The sequence below is a fragment of the Parasphingorhabdus litoris DSM 22379 genome (assembly GCF_020906275.1).
Taxonomy (GTDB): Bacteria; Pseudomonadota; Alphaproteobacteria; order Sphingomonadales; family Sphingomonadaceae; genus Parasphingorhabdus; species Parasphingorhabdus litoris.
The window spans coordinates 3,571,725-3,592,600 of sequence record NZ_CP086727.1 but is presented as its reverse complement, the minus strand read 5'-3'; the positions used below and the strand labels follow the sequence as shown (position 1 = coordinate 3,592,600).

The following is a 20,876-nucleotide window of genomic DNA, read 5'->3' as shown; positions in this document are numbered from 1 at the left end:
GCGATATATTCCCCGCCGCGTCAATGGCGAAGCGCGAATAGTCTTGTCTATCGTCGGAAAACGGCTTTATGAATCATCCCATGACCAAAAAAATCACAATCATTGGCGGCGGTTATGCCGGAACGATGCTGGCGCGGGAGCTGGATCAGCATGCCGATATCACCTTGATCGAGCCGCGTGAAAAATGGGTGCATAATGTCGCGATGATCCGCGCCTTGGCTCGACCGGAGCTGCTGGACGAGATTGTCATTCCCTATGATGGGTTGCTGAAAAACGGCAAAATCATACGCGGCCGCGTGGCCTCGATTGAAGGCAATATTGCGACATTGCAGGATGGGTTCGAAATTGCCGGTGACATGATCGTCATCGCCACCGGTTCAACCTATGCGGCCCCGTTTAAAATGCAGGGCGACGATGAAGCTGCTTTTCTGACCAAGGCCAAGCAGGTCATCAACCAGATCGACAAGGCGAAAAATATCGCCATTGTCGGCGCGGGTGCTGTGGGCAGTGAGCTGGCCGGTGAACTCGCTTTCGCGCGGCCCGAGAAACAGGTCACGTTGATCTCTGCTGATGAAAATCTGTTTCCGGACTATCCAGCCAAGCTCGGGCGTTCGATGCTAAGGCAATTGGGAGAGCTGGGCGTGAAGGTCCGGTTGGGAGAACGGATCGCAAATCTGAAACAAACCGATGCGCCGTTCGTGCCGACCAAGAACAAGATCAAACTGTCCGACGGATTTCCGATTGATGCCGATCTGGTGATTCCAGTCATTGGGTCGAAACCGGTAACAGATCTGTTGCGAGCACTCGAGGATGTGACATTTGATGAAAGCGGGCGAGCGAAAGTCGATGGCTGGCTGAGACCAACAGCCAATCCCGATCTGTTCGTCGTGGGCGATATTGCCAGCACTGGCGATACGATGACAATTGTCGGGCTGACCCGCCAGGTGGGCTGGCTCAAAAAAGCCCTGAAAGCTCATTTGCGCGGCAAACGGCTTGAAGATATCAACCCCTATAAGCCTTGGTCCAAGCCATTGATATTATTGCCATTGGGGCCAGATAAGGGCGCTGGCGCATTGCCTTTTGGTGTGACAGGACCGTTTTCGACTTCGACGATCAAGGGCAAAAAACTGTTCATCCCGCGCTATCATCGAGAATTTGACTGGAAGCCTTAGGCTGGCTGCATATCTAGCATTTTCAGTGCGACTTCCTTGGCAGCCTTGTAGCCGGGTTTGCCATTGGCAGCGCGCGGTACATCATCGACGACCAGGAACGCGCGCGGCGTTTTATAGTCGGCCAATATGCCGTGAACATGATCATGCAAGACGGTTTCATCCAGCTCATGTCCATTAGCGAGCGACAACACGGCCGTCACTTTTTCTCCAAAGCGATCATCGGGCACACCGACGACCAGACAGTCATAGATACTGTCATGGGTCTTGAGCGCTTCTTCGACCTCTTCAGGGAATATCTTCTCGCCGCCGCTATTGATGCAGACCGATCCGCGGCCGAGCAAAGTGACCGAGCCATCGGCCTCGACCATCGCGAAATCACCGGGTATCGAATAGCGCACACCGTCAAATGTCTTGAAGGTTTCGGCGCTCTTTTTCTCATCCTTATAATAGCCGATCGGAACCATCCCACCATTGCAGATCATACCGATTTCGCCGGAACCTGGCTGTATCTCTTTTCCGTCTTCGGTCAGAATTTTGGTGGTGTCGGCCATGTCAAAGCTAGCGGTTTTGACAATACTGCTATTCTCGCGGGTCATGACCGATGCACCCATGCTGCCCTCGGTTGAACCCATGCTATCGACAATCACCATCTCGATATGGTCGAGCAGGCCTTGCTTGACCTCCGACGACCACATCACGCCGGATGATCCCATCATTTGGACCGACGATAAATCATAGGGCTTGCCGGCTTCCTTGGCATCATTCAGCGCCGCAAGCATGGGTTTGGCAAAGACATCGCCGACGATGGTAATGTCAGTGACCTTTTCGTCGTCAGCCAGTTTCCACAGGGCATGCGGGTCAAAATGCCGGTTGTTGAACAGCACGACACAACCGCCTAACGCGTGCGGAATCATCGCGCCAATCCACATGCCGGTCCCATGCATCAGGGGGCAAGCCGGAATGCCGCGACTGGTCGCGCCCGCTGCGTGAAGCGCTTGAACCAACGGCCCGAAACCTTCGGCGCCTTCGGGAATAGACATTTCCCGCATCTCGAAACCCTTGGTGAACAAGGCACTGGAAAATGTCTGATGATCATACATCACGCCCTTGGGCATGCCGGTCGTACCACCAGTGTAGAGCATGTAGAGATCCTCGCCCGAGCGCGGGATAACCGGCATGGGCTGTGCGGCATTCAAAGCCGTTTCATAATCCACGGCGCCTTCGAGATGCTCGCGGGAACCATCATCAATTTCCAGGAAGAGTTTCACATGTTCCAGCCGGTCTTTGATTGCTGCCACGCGCGGTGCGAACTGTGCGTGATATACCAAAGCCTCGCTGTCGCTGTTGTTGATCACATGAGTCAGCTCCGCTTCAAGATAGCGATAATTGACATTAACCGGGCAGATACGCGCTTTGAACGCGGCAAATTGCGCTTCCATATATTCGGCGCAATTATAGGCGTAGATGGAGAGCTTGGCGCCGGGTTGCAGGCCATGATCTGTATAGACTTGCGCAAGCTTTGCCGCGCGCTCTTCATATTCCGCCCAGCTATAACGCTTGTCGCCCTCAACAATGGCGGGTTTGTCAGGTATCGCCCGGGCAATATTTTCCCAGATATCGGCCATCTGCCAGCTCATGCGAATCTCTCCTTTTTCTTTTGAACATAATCAGAAAAAGCCGATTCACAATAGATAGACGCGATAGATTTAATTATCCCGTTTTGATAGAACGCGTGCCTGGAGCGGGTGGTTTTTCTGCACCGCCGGCGAAACATTGCGCAATGGCCATCCAGCGGGTCGCATTGGGCCCCGTCACCTTCAAGCTGGTGTCCGCGATATTACGGGTCTGTGTGACGACCTGGCAAAACTCTTCGGCCAGTCCTTCAATCCGCTCTTCCGCGCTTTCTTCCCCATAGTCCCAGACTGCACCGGAAGGGGCGGTCAGCTTGAGATAGGGCACAGGCTCCGGCGCTTCTTCGCCATTGACTTTGAACGTCCAGCCATAGGTGTTGAGGCCGATCATCACGATGTTGCGGATGCGATCCGCATTTTCGCGTTTCAGGCCCAGCACATCATAAATGGCCTGCGCATGGGACCAGTTTTCCATCAGCCGCGCGGTTATGGAGGAGCGCACACTCATCGACGGACCGGCCCATTCGACCCGCATGGCGGGATCGGCGGCGCCAAATTCCGGTGCCATTTTCTGATAGAATTCGCGCCAGGTTTTCACCAGCGCAGCACCGGACAAGTTGTCGAGATAATCCGCTTCAAAAAAGCGCATCGACGTCTGGCCCTTTTTCGCGTTCTCTTTCATTGCGCCCATCGCCTCTTTGAAAAAGCCATGGAATTTTTCCGGCGCTGTCAGTGACCAATAGGCCGCCATGTTCCAGATATGCAGGTGCCGGAGTATCGCATTGATCGTCCATTGCTTGAATCCGGTTTCCTGCTCCATCTGCTCGTCGGAAAGATCTTTGACGAGCGCGTATATCGCTTCGCTTTCGTCGAGAAAATCCTGTGCTTGCTCCATCATTATTTGGTTCCTATGTCCTGCAATATTTCTTCGCTATGCTCGCCCAATGCCGGGCTCGGTCCCGTAGCGGGCAGTTTCTGGCCATTGATATGCACCGGTGACGCAGCATTATGGATGGTGCCGAGCAGCGGATGATCCTGTTCTTCAAACGCTTCAATGGCCACGATCTGCGCATGTGATTTCACATCGTCGAGGCGCAAACAAGGCGCAGCCGGCACATCGCCTTTGGTCAGGCCCGCAATCATCGTATCGGTATCATGGCGCGGCGGTTCGCTGGAAACAATTTGCGCAAGCTCGGCCATATGCATGCTACGATTTTCGAGACCTTGGTATTTTTCTTCCGACTTCAGATCTTCGCGGCCAACCATTTCAAACACGACTTGCCAATGCTCGTCACTCATTGCGGCATAGGCAATGGCGCCGTCAGTGGTGCGCAGCGGCATCTGATAATAGTCGGCAAAGGGTGCAGCATGGATCGCATCTTCGTCCATCAAGGTCAGGTGCATGCCGCCGTCGGGCCACAGAAAAGCAATGCAGCTCGCCAGCATCGACAGATCTATATGCTGTCCTTCGCTGTTGCGCTCGCGCGCAAATAACGCCGCCGTTATGGCTTGGGCTGCGGTATAGGCGGTCAGCTTGTCACACAGCAAAGTCTTCACATAGGCAAAACCGTCGGGGTGACCCTGCGTTCCCATAAAACCGGCCATGGCCTGCATGACATGATCATAGGCGGGGCGATCCGCCATCGGTCCATCGCGGCCAAAGCCGGTAATGGCGCAGTAGATCAAAGCTGGTTTTTCGGCGCGCAGACTTTCACTGTCGAGGCCCAGTCGCTGCATCACACCGGGGCGATAATTGTGGATGACAATATCGGCATCAAGGCACAGCTTGCGGGCCGTGGCGACGCCTTCTTCGGTTTTCAGGTCCAGTGTGATCGAGCGCTTGGCACGATTGCAATTGTTGAACAGGCCGGAGATGCTTTCCTTGCGGCTGCCGAGCCAGCGCATCGGATCACCAATGCCGGGTGGCTCCACCTTGATGACGTCCGCCCCTTGCTGCGCGAACATCATCGTGGCGAGGGACGCGGTAATCATCGTCGAAAATTCCACGACCTTGATCCCGGCCAGCGGTTGTTGTGCTGTCACCTCTGCCATATTGTCTCCCGGTTCATTCTTCCAGATTGGCGGCAAGCCTTTCATAGGCAGCGATAAAATCTTCCTTGAATCCTTGGACAACCTGCGCGGTGGACATTGGCTGGTTCATCAGGCCGACGCCTTGGCCAACCCAATAGGTTGCCAGATCTTTTGCGCCCTGATTGTCGCCCTGACTCAATTTGTCGATGGAGCGGAGCGGTGGTTCTGCCACTAATGATTGCAAAGGCATAGGCAACGGATTGGGTGCGTCTTCCGCTTCCCAGGCATCGGTCCAGGGCGACCGCAATTGCCGCGACGGCTTACCGGTGCGGGAGCGTGCCCGTACCGTATCGCGCGATGTGGCGCTGAGCATTTTTTCTTTCACGACCGGGTTGGTCTCTGCCTCTGCCGTGGTCAGCCAGACCGAGCCGCACCACACACCGCTTGCGCCCATGGCCATAGCGGCGGCCATCTGCGATCCGGTGGCGATACCGCCCGCAGCCAGCACCGGTGTATCATCACCAATATCGCGCAAGGCATTGCAGACTTCTGGGATCAGCACCATGGTTGCAACATCGCCGGTATGACCGCCCGCTTCGCCGCCCACCGCGATCAGGATATCGACGCCAGCGGCGACCTGACTCATCGCATGTTCCTTGGTGCCGATAAGCGCGGCGACCGGTACGCCATGTTCCCGGCCCATATCGGTCATGACCTGCGGCGGAATACCAAGCGCATTGGCGATCAGCTTGATCGGATGCCGAAAGGCCACTTCCAGCAAGGCACCCGCATTGCCGCCGCGCAGATTGTCTGCACCGACAGCATGTTCCCGGCGAAGCTCTTCGAGATCACCGGGATCGACGCCATGACGCGCCATTATGTCTTTGGAAAATTGCTTATGTTTATCGGGAATCATGGCCAGCGTGGTGTCGACATCGATCTGCTCGCCTTTGCCCTCAACCTTGTTGGGCACGATGATGTCGAGGCCATAAGGCTTGCCATCGACATGATCGTCAATCCAGCTCAGTTCCTCTTCAAGCGTTTCGGGCGTGCAGTTGACGCCGCCAAAAACCCCCATGCCGCCTGCTTTCGAAACGGCTGCGACAACATCGCGGCAATGGCTGAACGCGACGAGCGGGAACTCAATTCCCAACATGTCGCAAATCGGGTTTTTCATTACGCGTCTTCCTCTTCGCCCGCCTCATCAGCGGTAATTTCCATGATCAGGTCATCAGCCGCAATCTGGTTTCCGGCGGCAGCCGCAACGGTTTCGACGGTGCCGTCAATCTCCGCCAAAATCTCATGTTGCATCTTCATCGCTTCCAAAACCGCCAGCTTGTCGCCTTTTGCCACAGCCGCGCCTTGCTCGACGAGTATCTCAAGTAATAGTCCGTGCATCGGTGCAACCACCGTGCCGCCGCCAGCCATATCTTCCATCGCGCTGAGGCCGGTCATGTCGGTCACCGACAGCGATCGCTGCGGCAGCGCGAGATGCAGATTGCGACCGCCCGAATGATAAATGGCATCGACCGTGCGACCGTTGACCCGCAATTTCGCTGTGTCACCGGTGATGGCCAGCAGCGCAATCTGCACCTCTTGTCCAGCACCTTCGACATGATAATGGCCAGGCTGTTTCACATGCACATGAATGGCGCCATCACTGTCAGTTGCTTCGCCAAGGCTCGCATATTGAGTCACGGTTTGCAGGTTGGCATTGGTCGACCAATCAAGCATTTCCGGATTGACGTTGAGGGCCAATCCATGCGCCGCCTGTTGGCGCAATTTATGTTGCAGCACCGCCGCAATGGCAAAAGCATCAAAGTCATGGGCGCCGAGATCAACGCCTTCTTCGCCATAATTTTCGGCGATGAAAGCGGTCGTCGCTTGACCATCGATAAAATCCTGTTTGCCGAGTGCATCGATCAGGAAGTCGCGATTGGTTTTCGGACCGAACAGGGCAGTCTGGGACAAGGCTTTGACCATTTGCCGCCGCGCATCTTCACGGGTTGCGCCGTGGGTGATGATCTTGGCGACCATGCTGTCATAGAAAGGAGAAACTTCGCCGCCGGTGGCGATGCCGCTATCGATGCGGGCCATTTCCGAAGGATGCCATAGGTCGATATAACCGGTGCTGGGCAGGAAATCATCAGCAGGATCTTCGGCATAGAGCCGCACTTCCATCGCATGGCCGGTAAGGGTGACATCATCCTGCGCGACCCCCAGTGGTTCGCCTTGCGCAACCTTGAGCTGCAGCGCGACGAGATCGAGGCCGGTTATTTCTTCGGTGACTGGATGTTCAACCTGCAGCCGCGTGTTCATTTCGAGAAAGTAGAAGCTGCCGGATTGATCGAGCAGAAATTCCACCGTACCCGCGCCGCGATAGTCGACCGCGCGGGCGGCCTCCACCGCTGCTGCACCCATTTCGGCGCGAAGCTCTTCGGTCATCACCGGGCAGGGCGCTTCTTCAATAACTTTTTGATGCCGCCGCTGAACCGAGCAATCGCGTTCGCCCAGATGGATAGTGTTGCCATGGCTGTCGGCAAAAACCTGAATCTCGACATGGCGCGGTTTGATAATCGCTTTTTCAAGGATCAGTTCACCGTTTCCGAAAGCGTTTTCCGCTTCCGATCGCGCGAGTTTGATCGCATTGGGAACCTCATCCTGATCATGGACCAGGCGCATGCCGCGACCACCACCGCCCGCGGCCGCCTTGACCATCAGCGGCACACCAATTTTCGCGGCTTCGGCAACCAATGTGGCATCGGACTGGTCATCATCCTGATAGCCAGGGACGCAAGGCACACCGGCCTCGATCATCGCACGCTTGGATCGTGCCTTGTCACCCATCACATCAATGGCTTTCTCCGGCGGTCCGACAAAGATGATATTTGCGTCGGCACAGGCTTGCGAAAAAGCGGCATTTTCCGACAGAAAACCATAGCCGGGATGGATGGCGTCCGCGCCGCTATCCTTCGCCGCCTGTATGATCGTGTCAATCAGCAGGTAGGATTCATTGACCGGTGCAGGACCGATATGCACTGCGTCATCGGCTTGCCGAACATGCGGCGCATCGGCGTCGGCGTCGGAATAGACCGCTACAGTTCGGATGCCCTGCGCCTTGGCCGTGCGCATGACGCGGCAGGCAATTTCGCCGCGATTGGCAACAAGGAGGGTGGATATTTGTGTCATCTCTGGTTCCTTATTCCGGCTTCACGACCCAATTGGGTTTGCGCTTTTCAAAGAAGGAGGCGACGCCCTCTTTGGCTTCGTCGCTGACCATTCGGTCGGCAAAATTCTCGGCGGCGAGGCGGATGACCTCGTCACGCGGTTTTCCGGCAATCTGGCCCAGCAATTCTTTGGTGGCCGCCACAGCGCCTGGTGCAGCACCGAGTACTTGTTTTCTGAGCTGCATCTCGATGGCTTCCAATCCCGGCACATCGTCCGCAATGAAATCGGCAAAACCCAGTTCATGCGCCTGCGTGCCGTCAAAGCGCGCGGCGGTCAGCATCAATCGGCGGCCGGTTGCATAACCAAGCTTTTGAATAACAAAGGGCGATATCTGTGCCGGGGTCACGCCAATGGCTGTTTCGGTCATCGCAAAACGGGCGCCGGATTCGCAGATGACCACGTCGGCGCAGCAGGACAGGCCAAAGCCGCCCGCCATCGCCGCGCCCTCGATCAGCACGATGACCACTTGCGGCGCGGTGTTGACCAGGTCGAATATTTCCGCCGCTCCCATCGACATCGTGATGGTCGCTTCGCGGTTGCCACTTGCCTGAAAATTCTCTTTGAAATTCTTCAGGTCGGCCCCTGCACAAAACACCCCGCCGCGTCCGCGCAGGGTGATGCCGCGGACCGCACGATCATCACGAACGCCTTTTAAAACAGAGGCTAATTCTGCCACCAAGGCGTCGCTCAGGGCATTGCGATTGTCCGGCTGGTTGAACCAGATGGTGAGCCAGCCTTGTTTGAGTTCCAGTTTTAGTGTCTCGGTTTCAGGGAGCTGGGTCATATCCGTGCCACTCCGAAAGCATTGGGGTGAAGCGTGCGGTTTTGTGATTCAAAAATCGTCTCCAGCGCAAAGCCAAGCACCTTGCGCGTATCCCGCGGGTCGATCACGCCATGGTCGAGTACGCGCCCGGAAGTGAAGAAAGCACTTTCCTGCGCTTCAAAAATATCCCGGATGCGCTGGTTCTGTTTGGCAATGGCTTCTTCGTCGGGCTCGATACCTTTGCGCTGCGCCTGGACCTTCGCGACATGGCTCATGGTATTCGCAGCGGAGGCCCCAGCCATCACACCGGTTTTGGCATTGGGCCATGAGAAGAGAAAATCCGGTTCAAAGGCCACACCGCTCATCCCGTAATTGCCTGCACCAAAGCTTGCGCCAATATAGAGCGAGAGTTTCGGCACGCGCACATTGGACACGGCCTGGATCATCTTGCTGCCCAGCTTGATCATGCCCTTATGTTCGGACTCCGTGCCGACAATATAGCCGGTTGTGTTGTTCAGGAAGATGATCGGCAGTTCCGACTGGTCACAAAGCTGGAAGAAGTGGGTAGCCTTGGCCGCGGCCTCGGGATCGAACGGGCCATTATTCCCAATCAGACCGACCGCATGGCCCATGATGCTTGCCTGCACACAGACGGTGCCGGGCCCATAGCGGCTTTTAAATTCTTCAAAGTCTGATCCATCGACAATCCGCGCCGCGACTTCGCGCACATCATAGGGGATGGTGTAGTCGGTGGGCACAATGCCCGCTATTTCGTCAATATCATAGACGGGTTCTGCATAGTCATTTTGCCGGATCGGCGCGGTATTCTTGTTCCAGTCAATCCGTCCCATCGTGTCGCGGGCAATCTCGATACCGTGCGCATCATCATCCGCCAGATATTCGACGGTGCCGGTGGTACTCGCGTGCATTTCCGTGCCACCCAGTTCACGATCGTCCGCCACTTCGCCTGTCGCCGCGTGGACCAAGGCCGCACCGCCCAAGGCCGCCATGCCATTGTCGCGCACGCCAATCACATAATCCGACATGCCCGGCATATAAGCGCCGCCAGCGGTTGAAGGACCGTGCAGCACGACCATGGTCGGGATACCTGCCGCGCTCAGCCAGGCGAGATTGCGGAACAGCATCCCACCATAGGCCCATAGCTCAACCTTATATTCCATCAGGTTCGCGCCCGCGCTCTCGACGAGATGGATGAAGGGCAATTTCAAATCCTGCGCCATTTTTTGCGCGCCCTTTGACGCATCCCAGCCGCCGGTTGTCGCCGCGCCCGCGCGAATACCGCTATCATCGACCCAGATCATGCAACGCACACCTTTGACAAAACCTATGCCCAGAATAACGCTGCCACCAGGAATGCTGGTGTCGGGATTGGGATCCTCAACCAGATAATTGGCCATATTATAAAGCTGTAAAAACGGCATGCCGGGATCGAGCAGCCGGATCAGCCGTTCATGCGGGGTTAGCTGGCCACGTTTTTCAAAAGTCGGGCGGCGTTTTTCGGATGCCGCCACGGCGCGCTCTTCCAGGCTGCGCAATTGTTCAATCAGCGCCAGCATATCCTTGCGGTTCTGGACAAAGCTTTCGGAACTGGTGGATATTTTCGATTTAAACTGGGGCATGTTCAAAGCGCCTTTGCCAAAGAAGATTGGAGTGATTGCGGTATGGAAACGGGAGCGGCGAGCAGGATCTGGGCATAGCTCTTACCCTGCGGATCATTGCGCATGGATGCAACCCCGCCGCCGCCGAGAATGTCATGGAGCAGAAAATTGATCGCGCCGGTGCCGGGCATATAGAAACGCTCCACGCTGTCCGATGCTTCGGGTTTCGCCAGGAAATGGGCAAAGCGTTCGCGCACCATATCTTCGCTCAGCGCCGCCCAGATATAGGGCGCGAATTTGGGATCGCGCGGCAAGATGCCGATATTGGATTTGTCACCTTTGTCTCCGGACCGGCCCCAGGCAAGAGCGATCAGAGGCACCTCTGTCATCGGCTCTGTGTTGCCAGGACGCGCAGGAGGATCAGGGCGTTGGATAGATGCGGCATCAAAAGCTGCTCCCTTGGCTTCGGCAAATTCTTGGCTACCATCGCCAACCGTCACCGAAATAGAAACTTCGGATTTAGGTACCAGCAAGGAAAACAACCGTACAACCGGAGAGGGCTTAGGCCTCCCACCAGCGAACAGCGCCAGCCCGGGAGGCGTCGCAAGGCCCATACCAGTTGCTTCCTTGAGCAGCAACATGGTTGCTTGGGGATCGCGATGTTTGACGCCGATTTTCAGAACCAGTTCACGGGTTTCCGCAGCCTGCCCAAACGCTCCGAAATGACTATCGTCGCCCAGTGTCTCAATCAGCACCTCATCAAAATCACCGGCATTGGAAGCGCGCAATTTGGTCCGTGTCCGCTTCAGTGCATTTTTGGCAAAGCTTTCCGCTTTTCTTTTCGCATCCATGCCGATGAAGAAAAAAGGTGCGACCATTTTCCAGCCATCGGAGTAGGTGGCACAGGTCTTGTAGCTATCCGGCGCGGCATGACCGATGGCATCGGAAACGGCGACGCGATTATCGCTCAGCTGCTCCAAAGTCACCGCGCTGAAATCGCAAACCACGTCCGGCAACATATACGCTTGCGGATCGCCAATTTCATAGAGCATCTGCTCGCCGACCGTGCCGATATTGACGATACCGCCTGTGCCTTCCGGCTTGGTGGCGATGAAGCTGCCGTCCCCGGAAATTTCCGCAATAGGATAACCGGCATTGTCCATGCTGTCCGCAATACTTTCCCAATCGGTGAAATTGCCGCCGGTCGCTTGTGGCCCACATTCCAATATGTGCCCGGCCAGGCTTGCCCCCGCCAGCTGGTTCAGGTCATCACGGCTCCAACCAAATTCATGGATGCAGGCCCCCAATGTCACCGAACTATCAACACAGCGGCCGGTGATCACAATATCCGCGCCCTGATCGAGCGCGGCTGCAATCGGAAAAGCGCCGAGATAGGCGTTGATGCTGGCGATATTTTCCGGGTCCGGAAATGCTTCGCCCGAAAACATTTCGCGGCGACTGGAAAATTCTGCTGCCCGGGATGTAAGGTCATCGCCCGTCACCACGGCGACTTTAAGATCCAGTCCGGCATCTGCAATCACCGCCTGCACCGCTGCCGCGCATGCGACAGGATTGGTCCCGCCTGCGTTGGAAATCAGCTTGATACCCTGTTTCGCAATGGCACCAATATGCGGTTTGATCACCGCGGAGACGAAATCCGTCGCATAGCCCAGGTCCGGATTTTTGGCCCGCGCCCGCGCCATGATCGACATGGTGATTTCCGCCAGATAATCGAAGACAATATAATCCAGACCGCTGCCAGTCTCTGCCGCTTTCAGAAGTTGCGGCACAGCCATATCGGACTCGCCCCAAAAGCCACTGGCCCCGCCAATCCGTATCATCTTGTCAGCCGTCATATACTGGTCTCTCCTGAAACCAACTTGGGTCAAGTTGCGCGACTTATCAACCCGTTATTGTCCCCTAGCGGAGCATAAAAAAGGGCTCCGGTGAGGGAGCCCTTTTTCGTTCTTCTGTTAACGTGGCTTATGCCGCTTTGTAAAAGCTCTCGCCCGCGTCCGCTTTTTCACGGAAACTCATCGGCGGCTTGAACCGCTCGCCATATTTTTGGGCGAGCATATCGGCGGTGCGCACAAAATTATCGACGCCGATGGTATCAATATGGCTCATCGGACCGCCGGTCCATGGTGCAAAGCCCCAACCGAATATCGCGCCAAGATCAGCGGATTGCGGATCGGAGACCACACCTTCGTCAAAACATTGCGCCGTGGCAATCAGCTGGATGTACATCAACCGCTGTTTGACTTCCTCAACCGTTGGCTGGTTTTCGGCGAGCGGGAAATGCTCTTTCAGGCCGGGCCATAGTTTCTTGGAACCATCATCGGCATATTCATAGAAACCGCCACCGAAACGACGGCCGCGACGGTCGATCTTCTTGACCATCAACTCCATCAGGTCCTCGGTCCCGCTAGGAATATAGGCGTCGCCCATTTCTTCCTTGGTTGACGTCATGATGTCGTAACCCAGTTGCAAGGTGGTTTCATCGACAATTGCCAGCGGACCGATAGGCATTCCCATGGAAATGGCGGCATTTTCAATCAGCGCCGGGTTCACACCTTCGGCCACCATCATTGTTGCTTCATTGGCATATGGCGGGAAGACGCGGTTGGTATAGAAACCGCGGACATCTTTCACGACAATCGGTGTCTTGCGAATCCGCGCATTATAATCAAGCGCTACCGCCAAGGCCTTGTCACCAGTTTCTTCGCCGGGGATGATTTCCAGCAATGGCATTTTCTCAACTGGTGAGAAAAAGTGCATGCCGATAAACTGATCCGGCCGTTCGCTGTTTTTTGCGAGACCCGTGATTGGAAGCGTGGAGGTGTTGGAGGCGAAGACCACATCCTTGCCAATGACTGCTTCGGTTTTCTTGATCACGTCGGCTTTGACATCGGGACGTTCAAACACCGCTTCGATAATCAGGTCGACATCTTTGAGATCGTCATAATTATCGGTCGGGGTGATCCGGGCCATGAAGGCATCGGCTTTTTCCTGCGTCATCTTGCCGCGCTTCACGCCTTTGTCGACAATCTTCTGGCTATAGTCGATCGCCTTTTGCGCTTCTTCCATATTGCGGTCGAGGACGATGACATTCATGCCGCCCTTGGCCGTCACATGGGTGATGCCTGAGCCCATCAGACCAGCGCCGAGAACGCCGACTGTCTTGAGATCGGTAGGCGGAACGCCTTCGGGACGCATAGCGCCTTTGTCCGCCGCCTGCTTGTTCACAAACAAAGTGCGGATCATGTTCTTGGCTTGTGGGCCGGAGAGCAGCTTGGTGAAATATTTGCTTTCCACTTTGAGCGCGGTATCGATGGGCAGCATCGAACCTTCATAAAGGCAGGACAGGATCGCCTTAACCGCTTCGTAATTGCCCTTGCTCTGTTTCAGCGCCATTGCCGAAGAACCGAGGTAAAGCGGCACAGCGCGTGGGTCCATGGAACCGGCACCACCAGGGAATTTCCAGCCTTTCTTGTCCCAAGGAGCAGAGGCTTTCGGATTGGCTTTGACCCACTCTTTGGCCTTGGCGACAACGTCTTCGGCAGGGACGACTTCATCGACAATCTTCTGCGCAAGCGCCGCCTGCGGGTTCATCGGCTGACCCATCATGATCGCCATGCCAGCAGCTTGCAATCCTGCAAGGCGCGGCAGACGCTGGGTTCCGCCGCCACCGGGTAGCAGGCCAACTTGAACTTCAGGAAGGCCGAGCTGCAATTTCGGATGATCGGCACAGACGCGATAGTGGCAGGCCAGAGCCAGTTCCAGACCGCCGCCCAGAGCCAGACCGTTAATGGCGCAGGCAACCGGTTTCGCATGCGCCTTGCCTTTGAGCAGGTCTTTCGCGTTGTTGCCGCCCGTTTCCATCTTGCGCAAGATGGCGTTCAATCCCCAGGCTTGTTCAAACGCTTCTTTCATCGTTTCGGCCTTGGAAGAGCCAAGCATGTTGAGGTCGGCACCGGCGAGGAAACCGGATTTCTTGCCTGAGGTAATCACAGCGCCTTTGATATCGTCATTGGCAATCAGCTCGTCGACGAATTTCGGGAAGTCGGCCATCAAGCCTTCATTCCAGACGTTCATCGACTGGCCGGGAAGGTCGATGGTGACAAGGGCAATGCCATCGCTGTCAATATCGACGGTGAGTGTTTCGTAAGTCATGTATTTTGTCCTGCTAAATATGGGATTGGAGTGATTGGAGGCTGTCGCCGCGCTTTAGTTCACTCGCTCAATGATGGTGGCAATGCCCATGCCGCCGCCGATGCACAGCGTCGACAAAGCGGTCTGTTTGTTGGAGCGCTCCAGCTCGTCCAGCACCGTACCGAGGATCATCGCACCGGTCGCACCCAAAGGATGGCCCATGGCAATCGCGCCGCCATTCACATTGATATCGCTATGATCGACATTCATCGCTTCCATGAAGCGCAGGACCACGGCAGCAAATGCCTCGTTCAATTCCCACACGTCAATATCGCTGGCATCCATGCCCGCGCGCTTAAGCGCTTTTTGGGCAGCAAATTCAGGGCCGGTCAGCATGATGGTTGGCTCAGATCCGATCGAAGCCATGGAGACAATCCGCGCCCGAGGTTTCAGGCCATATTTTGTGCCCGCTTCTTCGTTACCGATCAGCACGGCTGCGGCACCATCAACGATACCGGAGCTGTTGCCGGCATGGTGGACGTGATTCATTTTCTCGACATCAGGATGTTTGAGGATCGCGACATCGTTAAAGCCGGGCATCTGCTCTCCCATCATCTGGAAGGCAGGGTTGAGCGAACCCAAAGACTGCATGTCGGTTTCGGGGCGCATCAACTCGTCATGGTCGAGAACGGTTTCGCCAATGACATCCTTGATCGGCAGGATGGATTTTTCGAACCGCTTTTCTTCCCAGCTTTTGCCAGCGCGTTTCTGGCTCTCGACCGCATAGGCGTCGACATCATCGCGGCTATAGCCATATTTGGTGGCGATCAGGTCGGCAGAAATGCCCTGCGGCACGAAATATTCCTGAAAGACCAGAGTCGGGTCAGCCATACCGCCGAGACCGTCGCTGCCCATCGGGATGCGGGACATCGACTCAACGCCGCCGCCAACGGCCAGATCGGCTTCGCCCGATTTTACCTTGCCGGCTGCGATGTTCACTGCTTCGAGGCCGGAACCGCAGAAACGGTTAACCTGAATCGCGGAGGTTGTGTCGGCATAGCCCGCTTTGAGGGCTGCCATACGGCTGATCACGGCGCCTTGCTCACCCACGGGAGAGACGCAGCCATAAGCAATATCTTCGACTTCATGACCGTCCAGTTCGTTGCGGTCATTGACCGACGCGAGCACCTGGGATGCGAGATCAAGAGCGGTGATTTCGTGCAAGCTGCCGTCGCTGCGGCCTTTCCCGCGCGGGCTGCGCACAGCGTCATAAATATAGGCTTCGGTCATGCGATATTCCTTATTTTGAAAAAATCTGAACTATTAAATGCATAGCTAATGTTGCGCTGCAGCACAGTCAAGCAGTTTACGTAAACGTCAATCGCGAAAGATAGGCGACTCGCCTTGTCTTTCTTGTGCTTCTGGTCAGTCTAACCGAGGCGATGGCCTATTCAAGCCAGAACCTTGTTCGAGACAGGCCCTATTCCAGGATGCTTTGATATTTCTGGCTGAAGACATCGCGCCCAACAATATAGCGCATGATCTCGCTGCTGCCGGCATAGATACGGCTCATCCGTGCATCGGTGAAGATGCGGCTGATCTCATATTCCTTCATATAGCCCGCGCCGCCATGCAATTGCAGGCCCAGATCCGCCATTTCCCATTCAATTTCACTGCCAAGCATCTTGCCCTTCGCCGCGATATTGGCGTTGAGCCCGCCTTGGTTATGCACTTCGACGCAATGGTCGATATAGACCTGCAGCATATCGATCTTGGCATCCATCTCTGCCATCTTGAACTGGGTGTTCTGCATGTCCGACAGCTTCTTGCCGAAGACATCGCGTTCCATGACAAATTCGCGGGTCACGTCGAAGGCCCGGCGCGCAGAAGCGCCATAACCGACCATGCCGATCAGTCGTTCCTCGGCCAAGCCTTCCATCAGATGGACAAATCCCTTGCCCGGTGTACCGAGCTGGTTCTCTTTCGGAATTTTGACGTTGTTGAAGAAAAGCTCGGCCGTGTCCTGCGCATGCAGTCCGATTTTCTCCATATTCTGGCCGCGCTCAAACCCATCCATGCCGCGCTCAACAATCAGCAAGACCATGGCATGCTTGTCGTCGACGCCTGCCATTTTTGCAGCGACAATCACGACATCAGCGTTAATGCCATTGGAAATATAGGTTTTGGAGCCGTTCAGCACCCAATGATCGCCCATATCGGTGGCCGTGGATTTCATGCCCGAAAGATCGCTACCTGCGCCGGGCTCGGTCATGGCGACCGCCAATATGGTTTCGCCGCTGACGCATTTGGGCAAGAAGCGCTCACGCTGCTCCTCGTTTCCGATATTCTTGAAATAGGGCCCAACGAGGCGGCTGTGCAGCGTATTATACCATTCGGCGCAGCCCGCACGGGTGGTTTCTTCGATAATGATCTGCTCATAGCGGAAATCATTGTCACCCATGCCGCCATATTTCTCATCCGGCCAGATCATCAGGAAGCCCTGATCACCGGCTTTCTTGAAAATTTCGCGGTCGACAATCCCGGCCTCACGGAATTCATCCATCCGCGGTGCAACCTCATCGGCGAGAAAGCGCCGATAGGCATCGCGGAACATATGCTGTTCTTCGGTAAATTTACGCATGGGAGAAGTCCTTCAATATTTAGCGGTTCATCATCATTGTCATTGCAGGTCGCGATAACGAATTCGTTTTAATCGGTCAATTAAAACACGGCTTAACTGGACCCGGCAACCTGTTCTTTTGACCATGATCTCGCGCCATAGTTGACCGTTGCAATTATTTGAAAAGGCTTGTTAAGAGTGTCCATGGCGAAAAACGACGACAAACCCTTTATCCTGGGCCTTGGTGGAACGACCAACCCATATAGCTCGACCGAACAGGCATTGGCGATTGCGCTAAAGACCGCTGCCGATGCTGGCGCTGAAACGGAATTGTTTGGATCAGCCAAGCTTTGTGCCCTGCCACATTATCGTTCTGACCCGGCGGGATTAAACGAGACGGGCAAGGCGCTCGTCAAAGCCGTTCGTCGTGCCGATGGCATAATCTTGGCGAGCCCGGGCTATCACGGTACGATCTCCGGCCTGGTCAAAAATGCTGTCGATTATATCGAGGAAACCGCTGGTGATGAGCGGGTCTATCTGGATGGTTTGCCGGTTGGACTGATCGTTACCGCTTATGGGTGGCAAGCCACTGGCTCAACGTTGGCTGCGATGCGGTCGATCGTTCATGCGCTGCGCGGTTGGCCGACTCCTTTGGGCGTTGGAATAAACGCCTCAGGCGGCATCTTTAAAGACGGTGTCTGCGCAGATGAAGCGGTCAATGAGCAACTTCGTCTCGTCGCGCAGCAGGTCATGCGCGGCTCGCACCGGCGACAATATCTGACGCAATAATCAGTCCGGCGGCAAGTTGCCGTAAAAATCCCGATACCAACTGACAAAGCGTTTCAAGCCATCTTCCAGCATGACTTTCGGCTCATAACCGGTCAGCGCATGGAGCTTGGACACATCAGCATAGGTCGCTGTGACATCGCCGGGCTGCATGGGCCGCATGATTTTCTCTGCTTCCATGCCGAGGGCCTGTTCTAAGGCTTTGATCATTTCCATCAGACCGACCGGCCGGCTGTCACCGATATTCAATACCCGATGTTCGCCAGAGGCTGGTGGATTGTCCAGCGACCCCAAAATGCCGTCAACAATGTCATCAATATAAGTGAAATCCCGTGCCATTTTGCCTTCGCCGTAAACTTCAATAGGCTCGCCAGCGAGGATCTTTTTGGTAAAGCCGAAATAGGCCATATCCGGCCGGCCCCAGGGGCCATAGACGGTGAAAAAGCGCAGTCCTGTTTGGGGAAAACCGTAAAGCTTTGCATAAGATGCGCTCATCAATTCGCAGGAGCGTTTGGTAGCGGCATAGAGCGATACTGGGTCAACCGCCGGTTCTTCTTCAACAAAACCCTCTCCGCCCATGGGTTTGTCGCCATAGACTGAACTGGAAGACGCGTAGACCAGATGCTCGAAATCGGGCGCATGACGGCTCGCTTCGAGCAGGCTTAAATGGCCTTCCAGATTGGACTTTTGATAGGCAAACGGATTTTCAATACTATAGCGCACGCCGGCTTGCGCAGCGAGATGGATGATGCGTTTCACGCCATTATCTTCCACCAGTTTACGCACGCCCTCGGCATCCGAGACATCCAGTTCCGCAAATTCAAACCCTGGCAATTCCTGCAGATTTTCAAGCCGTGCCGCTTTTAGCTTCGGATCATAATAGTCATTCAGATTATCGATGCCGATAACGCTCTCTCCGCGCGCGATCAGCTGTTGAGAAACCGCGTGGCCGATAAACCCTGCAGCACCGGTAACCAATATGGTGTCCGAACGACCCGATTGATCATCCATTTGGTTCATAGATTCATTCCTCGGTCATTCGGGATCATATTCCTGCGCAGTAACAGCAAAAAATACAGATTTCCAATGGAGTGACTTCGGTTCAGCCCGTTTATCCATCAAATCGGGCAACATAGTCGTCAATATTACGAAGGGATTGCGCTATGGTTTCCTCGTCGAGAAACGATCCGCGGAAACTATTTTTAGCTAGCGCGATAATGTCATCCTTGTCGAGGTCCAGGGCAGATGCCGTCGCCTCGTAATTATCATTGAGATATCCGCCAAAATAGGATGGGTCGTCGGAATTGACGGTGGCGCGCAGGCCAAGGCCGAGCATCTTTTTCAACGGATGGTCCTTGAGGTCATTCACCACGCACAACGACAGATTAGATAACGGACAGACAGTTAGCGTCATTTGATTGTCTTGCAGTCTTTCAACAAGCCGAGGATCTTCCAGTGACCGGTTGCCGTGATCCATCCGCTCGATTTTCAAAACGTCCAGAGCTTCCCAGACATAGTCCGGTGGCCCTTCTTCGCCGGCATGGGCCACTGCCTTGAGGCCAAGGGCTTTGGCCTTGGCAAAGACCTTCGCAAATTTGGAAGGCGGATGACCCAGTTCGGATGAATCAAGCCCGACCCCGGATATTCTATCCAGATAGGGTGCTGCCTCTTCCAGCGTTGCGAGCGCATCTTCTTCGCTCAAGTGACGCAGGAAGCACATGATCAGCTGCGATGATATATTCAGGTCTGACTGCGCATCATCCATTGCGCGTAATATGCCGTCTATTGCGGTTGAAAAGGTAACTCCGCGCTCGGTATGACCCTGCGGATCAAAGAATATCTCGGCATGTATGGCGTTGTCAGCGTGGATACGCTGGAAATAGGCCATGGTCAGGTCATAGAAATCCTGCTCGGTGCGCAGGACATTCATCCCCTGATAATAGATATCGAGAAAATCCTGCAGGTTGGAAAAAGCATAGGCTTTGCGGACCTCTTCGGCGGAGGCGAATGGAATATCGATGGCGTTACGCTGGGCCAGCGCGAACATCATTTCCGGTTCAAGCGAGCCTTCGATATGCAAATGCAGTTCTGCTTTCGGGATACCGGCAATAAAGGCCTGACGCTGTTCTGGGGATGCAAAGGACATATCTAGCTCTTGATCATGACAGGGTTGGGGATTTCTTCTTCATCAAAGATAATCGCAGCATCCGGCTTGTTTGCGCAAATCTCTTCTTTGGTCAGCCCGTCCAGTTCATGCGGAAAGATCAGCCAGTCCTCGGTTTCGTGGATGAAGAAATCAGGATTCAGGGCTGTCTTGTTGCGCGAAGGCTTGCTGTAAACCGTAGCCACGCGAACATCTCGGGGCATATTGTGACGGCATCGCTCACCAAGCTCTTTCAGGAACGCTTCGATGCTCCGACCGCTGTCGAATACATCATCGACAATCAGCAAATTGTCTTCGGGGTTCAGCGTGTCGATCAAATAGCCGAGTGCAAATACCCGTACCGACCGTTCCTGCTTATCAATACCGGAATAGGAAGATGTCCTTATGGCAATATGATCCGTCGAGACGCCATGAAATTCCAATATCTCCTGCACCGCAATGCCTACCGGTGCACCGCCGCGCCAGATGCCGACAATATGGGTCGGCGAAAAATCGCTTTTCAATATCTGCATGCCCAGCCGAAAGCTGTCCGACAACAAGGCGTCGGCGGTTATGTAGGTTTTTGTGATAGATGTTTCTGGGGTCATATTGATCACATTCTCCGACAGCCTTGGGGAATGCCATCGCAATAAAATCCTAGGATATTATCGCATTAGCATTATGCAGGAAGATAAGTAGCCGCTGTTTCAAACATGATAAACCCATATTTC

16 protein-coding genes are annotated in these 20,876 nt (G+C 55.0%); 2 read left to right on the top strand and 14 right to left on the bottom strand.

The window, feature by feature from the left end:
* Window positions 1–80: 80 nt before the first annotated feature.
* Entirely contained in the window at window positions 81–1,172 is a 1,092-nt protein-coding gene (locus BS29_RS17355; RefSeq protein WP_229954881.1) for an NAD(P)/FAD-dependent oxidoreductase, read from the top strand.
* Here BS29_RS17355 and BS29_RS17350 read toward each other — a convergent pair.
* The 11 genes from BS29_RS17350 to BS29_RS17300 form a co-directional block, all read right to left on the bottom strand.
* Window positions 1,169–2,809 carry an acyl-CoA synthetase gene (locus BS29_RS17350; RefSeq protein WP_229954880.1) on the bottom strand — a complete coding sequence of 547 codons (1,641 nt, stop codon included), beginning with the start codon at window positions 2,807–2,809 and terminating at the stop codon, window positions 1,169–1,171. The genes BS29_RS17355 and BS29_RS17350 overlap by 4 nt on opposite strands.
* 73 nt (window positions 2,810–2,882) lie before the next feature.
* Window positions 2,883–3,701: a TIGR03084 family metal-binding protein gene (locus BS29_RS17345; RefSeq protein WP_229954879.1), complete on the bottom strand. Its 819-nt coding sequence runs from the start codon at window positions 3,699–3,701 to the stop codon at window positions 2,883–2,885.
* Window positions 3,701–4,855, bottom strand: coding sequence for a CaiB/BaiF CoA transferase family protein (locus BS29_RS17340; protein WP_229954878.1), 1,155 nt, complete (start codon window positions 4,853–4,855; stop codon window positions 3,701–3,703). The genes BS29_RS17345 and BS29_RS17340 overlap by 1 nt, the downstream gene beginning before the upstream one ends.
* Window positions 4,856–4,868: 13 nt before the next feature.
* Entirely contained in the window at window positions 4,869–6,011 is a 1,143-nt protein-coding gene (locus BS29_RS17335; protein WP_229954877.1) for an NAD(P)H-dependent flavin oxidoreductase, read from the bottom strand.
* Window positions 6,011–8,023, bottom strand: coding sequence for an acetyl/propionyl/methylcrotonyl-CoA carboxylase subunit alpha (locus tag BS29_RS17330; protein WP_229954876.1), 2,013 nt, complete (start codon window positions 8,021–8,023; stop codon window positions 6,011–6,013). Before BS29_RS17330 ends, BS29_RS17335 begins: the two co-directional genes overlap by 1 nt.
* Before the next feature lie 10 nt (window positions 8,024–8,033).
* Window positions 8,034–8,846, bottom strand: coding sequence for an enoyl-CoA hydratase/isomerase family protein (locus tag BS29_RS17325; protein WP_229954875.1), 813 nt, complete (start codon window positions 8,844–8,846; stop codon window positions 8,034–8,036).
* Window positions 8,843–10,465 (bottom strand): acyl-CoA carboxylase subunit beta, encoded by a 1,623-nt coding sequence (locus tag BS29_RS17320; protein WP_229954874.1) that lies wholly within the window; start codon window positions 10,463–10,465, stop codon window positions 8,843–8,845. Before BS29_RS17320 ends, BS29_RS17325 begins: the two co-directional genes overlap by 4 nt.
* 2 nt (window positions 10,466–10,467) lie before the next feature.
* Window positions 10,468–12,300, bottom strand: coding sequence for an acyclic terpene utilization AtuA family protein (locus tag BS29_RS17315; RefSeq protein ID WP_229954873.1), 1,833 nt, complete (start codon window positions 12,298–12,300; stop codon window positions 10,468–10,470).
* A 127-nt stretch (window positions 12,301–12,427) separates the two neighbouring features.
* The gene (locus tag BS29_RS17310) at window positions 12,428–14,617 is read right to left on the bottom strand and encodes a 3-hydroxyacyl-CoA dehydrogenase NAD-binding domain-containing protein (RefSeq protein ID WP_229954872.1); all 2,190 of its coding nucleotides are present in this window, start codon (window positions 14,615–14,617) and stop codon (window positions 12,428–12,430) included.
* 54 nt (window positions 14,618–14,671) lie between these two features.
* Entirely contained in the window at window positions 14,672–15,886 is a 1,215-nt protein-coding gene (locus tag BS29_RS17305; RefSeq protein ID WP_109355995.1) for an acetyl-CoA C-acetyltransferase, read from the bottom strand.
* Between the two features lie 190 nt (window positions 15,887–16,076).
* Window positions 16,077–17,237 carry an acyl-CoA dehydrogenase family protein gene (locus tag BS29_RS17300; protein ID WP_229954871.1) on the bottom strand — a complete coding sequence of 387 codons (1,161 nt, stop codon included), beginning with the start codon at window positions 17,235–17,237 and terminating at the stop codon, window positions 16,077–16,079.
* A 183-nt stretch (window positions 17,238–17,420) separates the two neighbouring features.
* Here BS29_RS17300 and BS29_RS17295 point away from each other — a divergent pair, with 183 nt between their 5' ends.
* The gene (locus BS29_RS17295; RefSeq protein ID WP_229954870.1) at window positions 17,421–18,005 is read left to right on the top strand and encodes an NADPH-dependent FMN reductase; all 585 of its coding nucleotides are present in this window, start codon (window positions 17,421–17,423) and stop codon (window positions 18,003–18,005) included.
* Here BS29_RS17295 and BS29_RS17290 read toward each other — a convergent pair whose 3' ends face one another.
* The 3 genes from BS29_RS17290 to BS29_RS17280 all read right to left on the bottom strand — a co-directional run bounded on the left by BS29_RS17290 (window position 18,006) and on the right by BS29_RS17280 (window position 20,753).
* A complete protein-coding gene (locus BS29_RS17290; protein ID WP_229954869.1) occupies window positions 18,006–19,022 on the bottom strand; it encodes an SDR family NAD(P)-dependent oxidoreductase in 1,017 nt (338 codons plus the stop codon).
* 91 nt (window positions 19,023–19,113) lie between these two features.
* A complete protein-coding gene (locus tag BS29_RS17285) occupies window positions 19,114–20,148 on the bottom strand; it encodes an adenosine deaminase (RefSeq protein WP_229954868.1) in 1,035 nt (344 codons plus the stop codon).
* A 2-nt stretch (window positions 20,149–20,150) separates the two neighbouring features.
* On the bottom strand, window positions 20,151–20,753 hold the full coding sequence (locus tag BS29_RS17280) for a phosphoribosyltransferase (protein WP_229954867.1): 603 nt from the start codon (window positions 20,751–20,753) through the stop codon (window positions 20,151–20,153).
* Window positions 20,754–20,876: the final 123 nt, after the last annotated feature.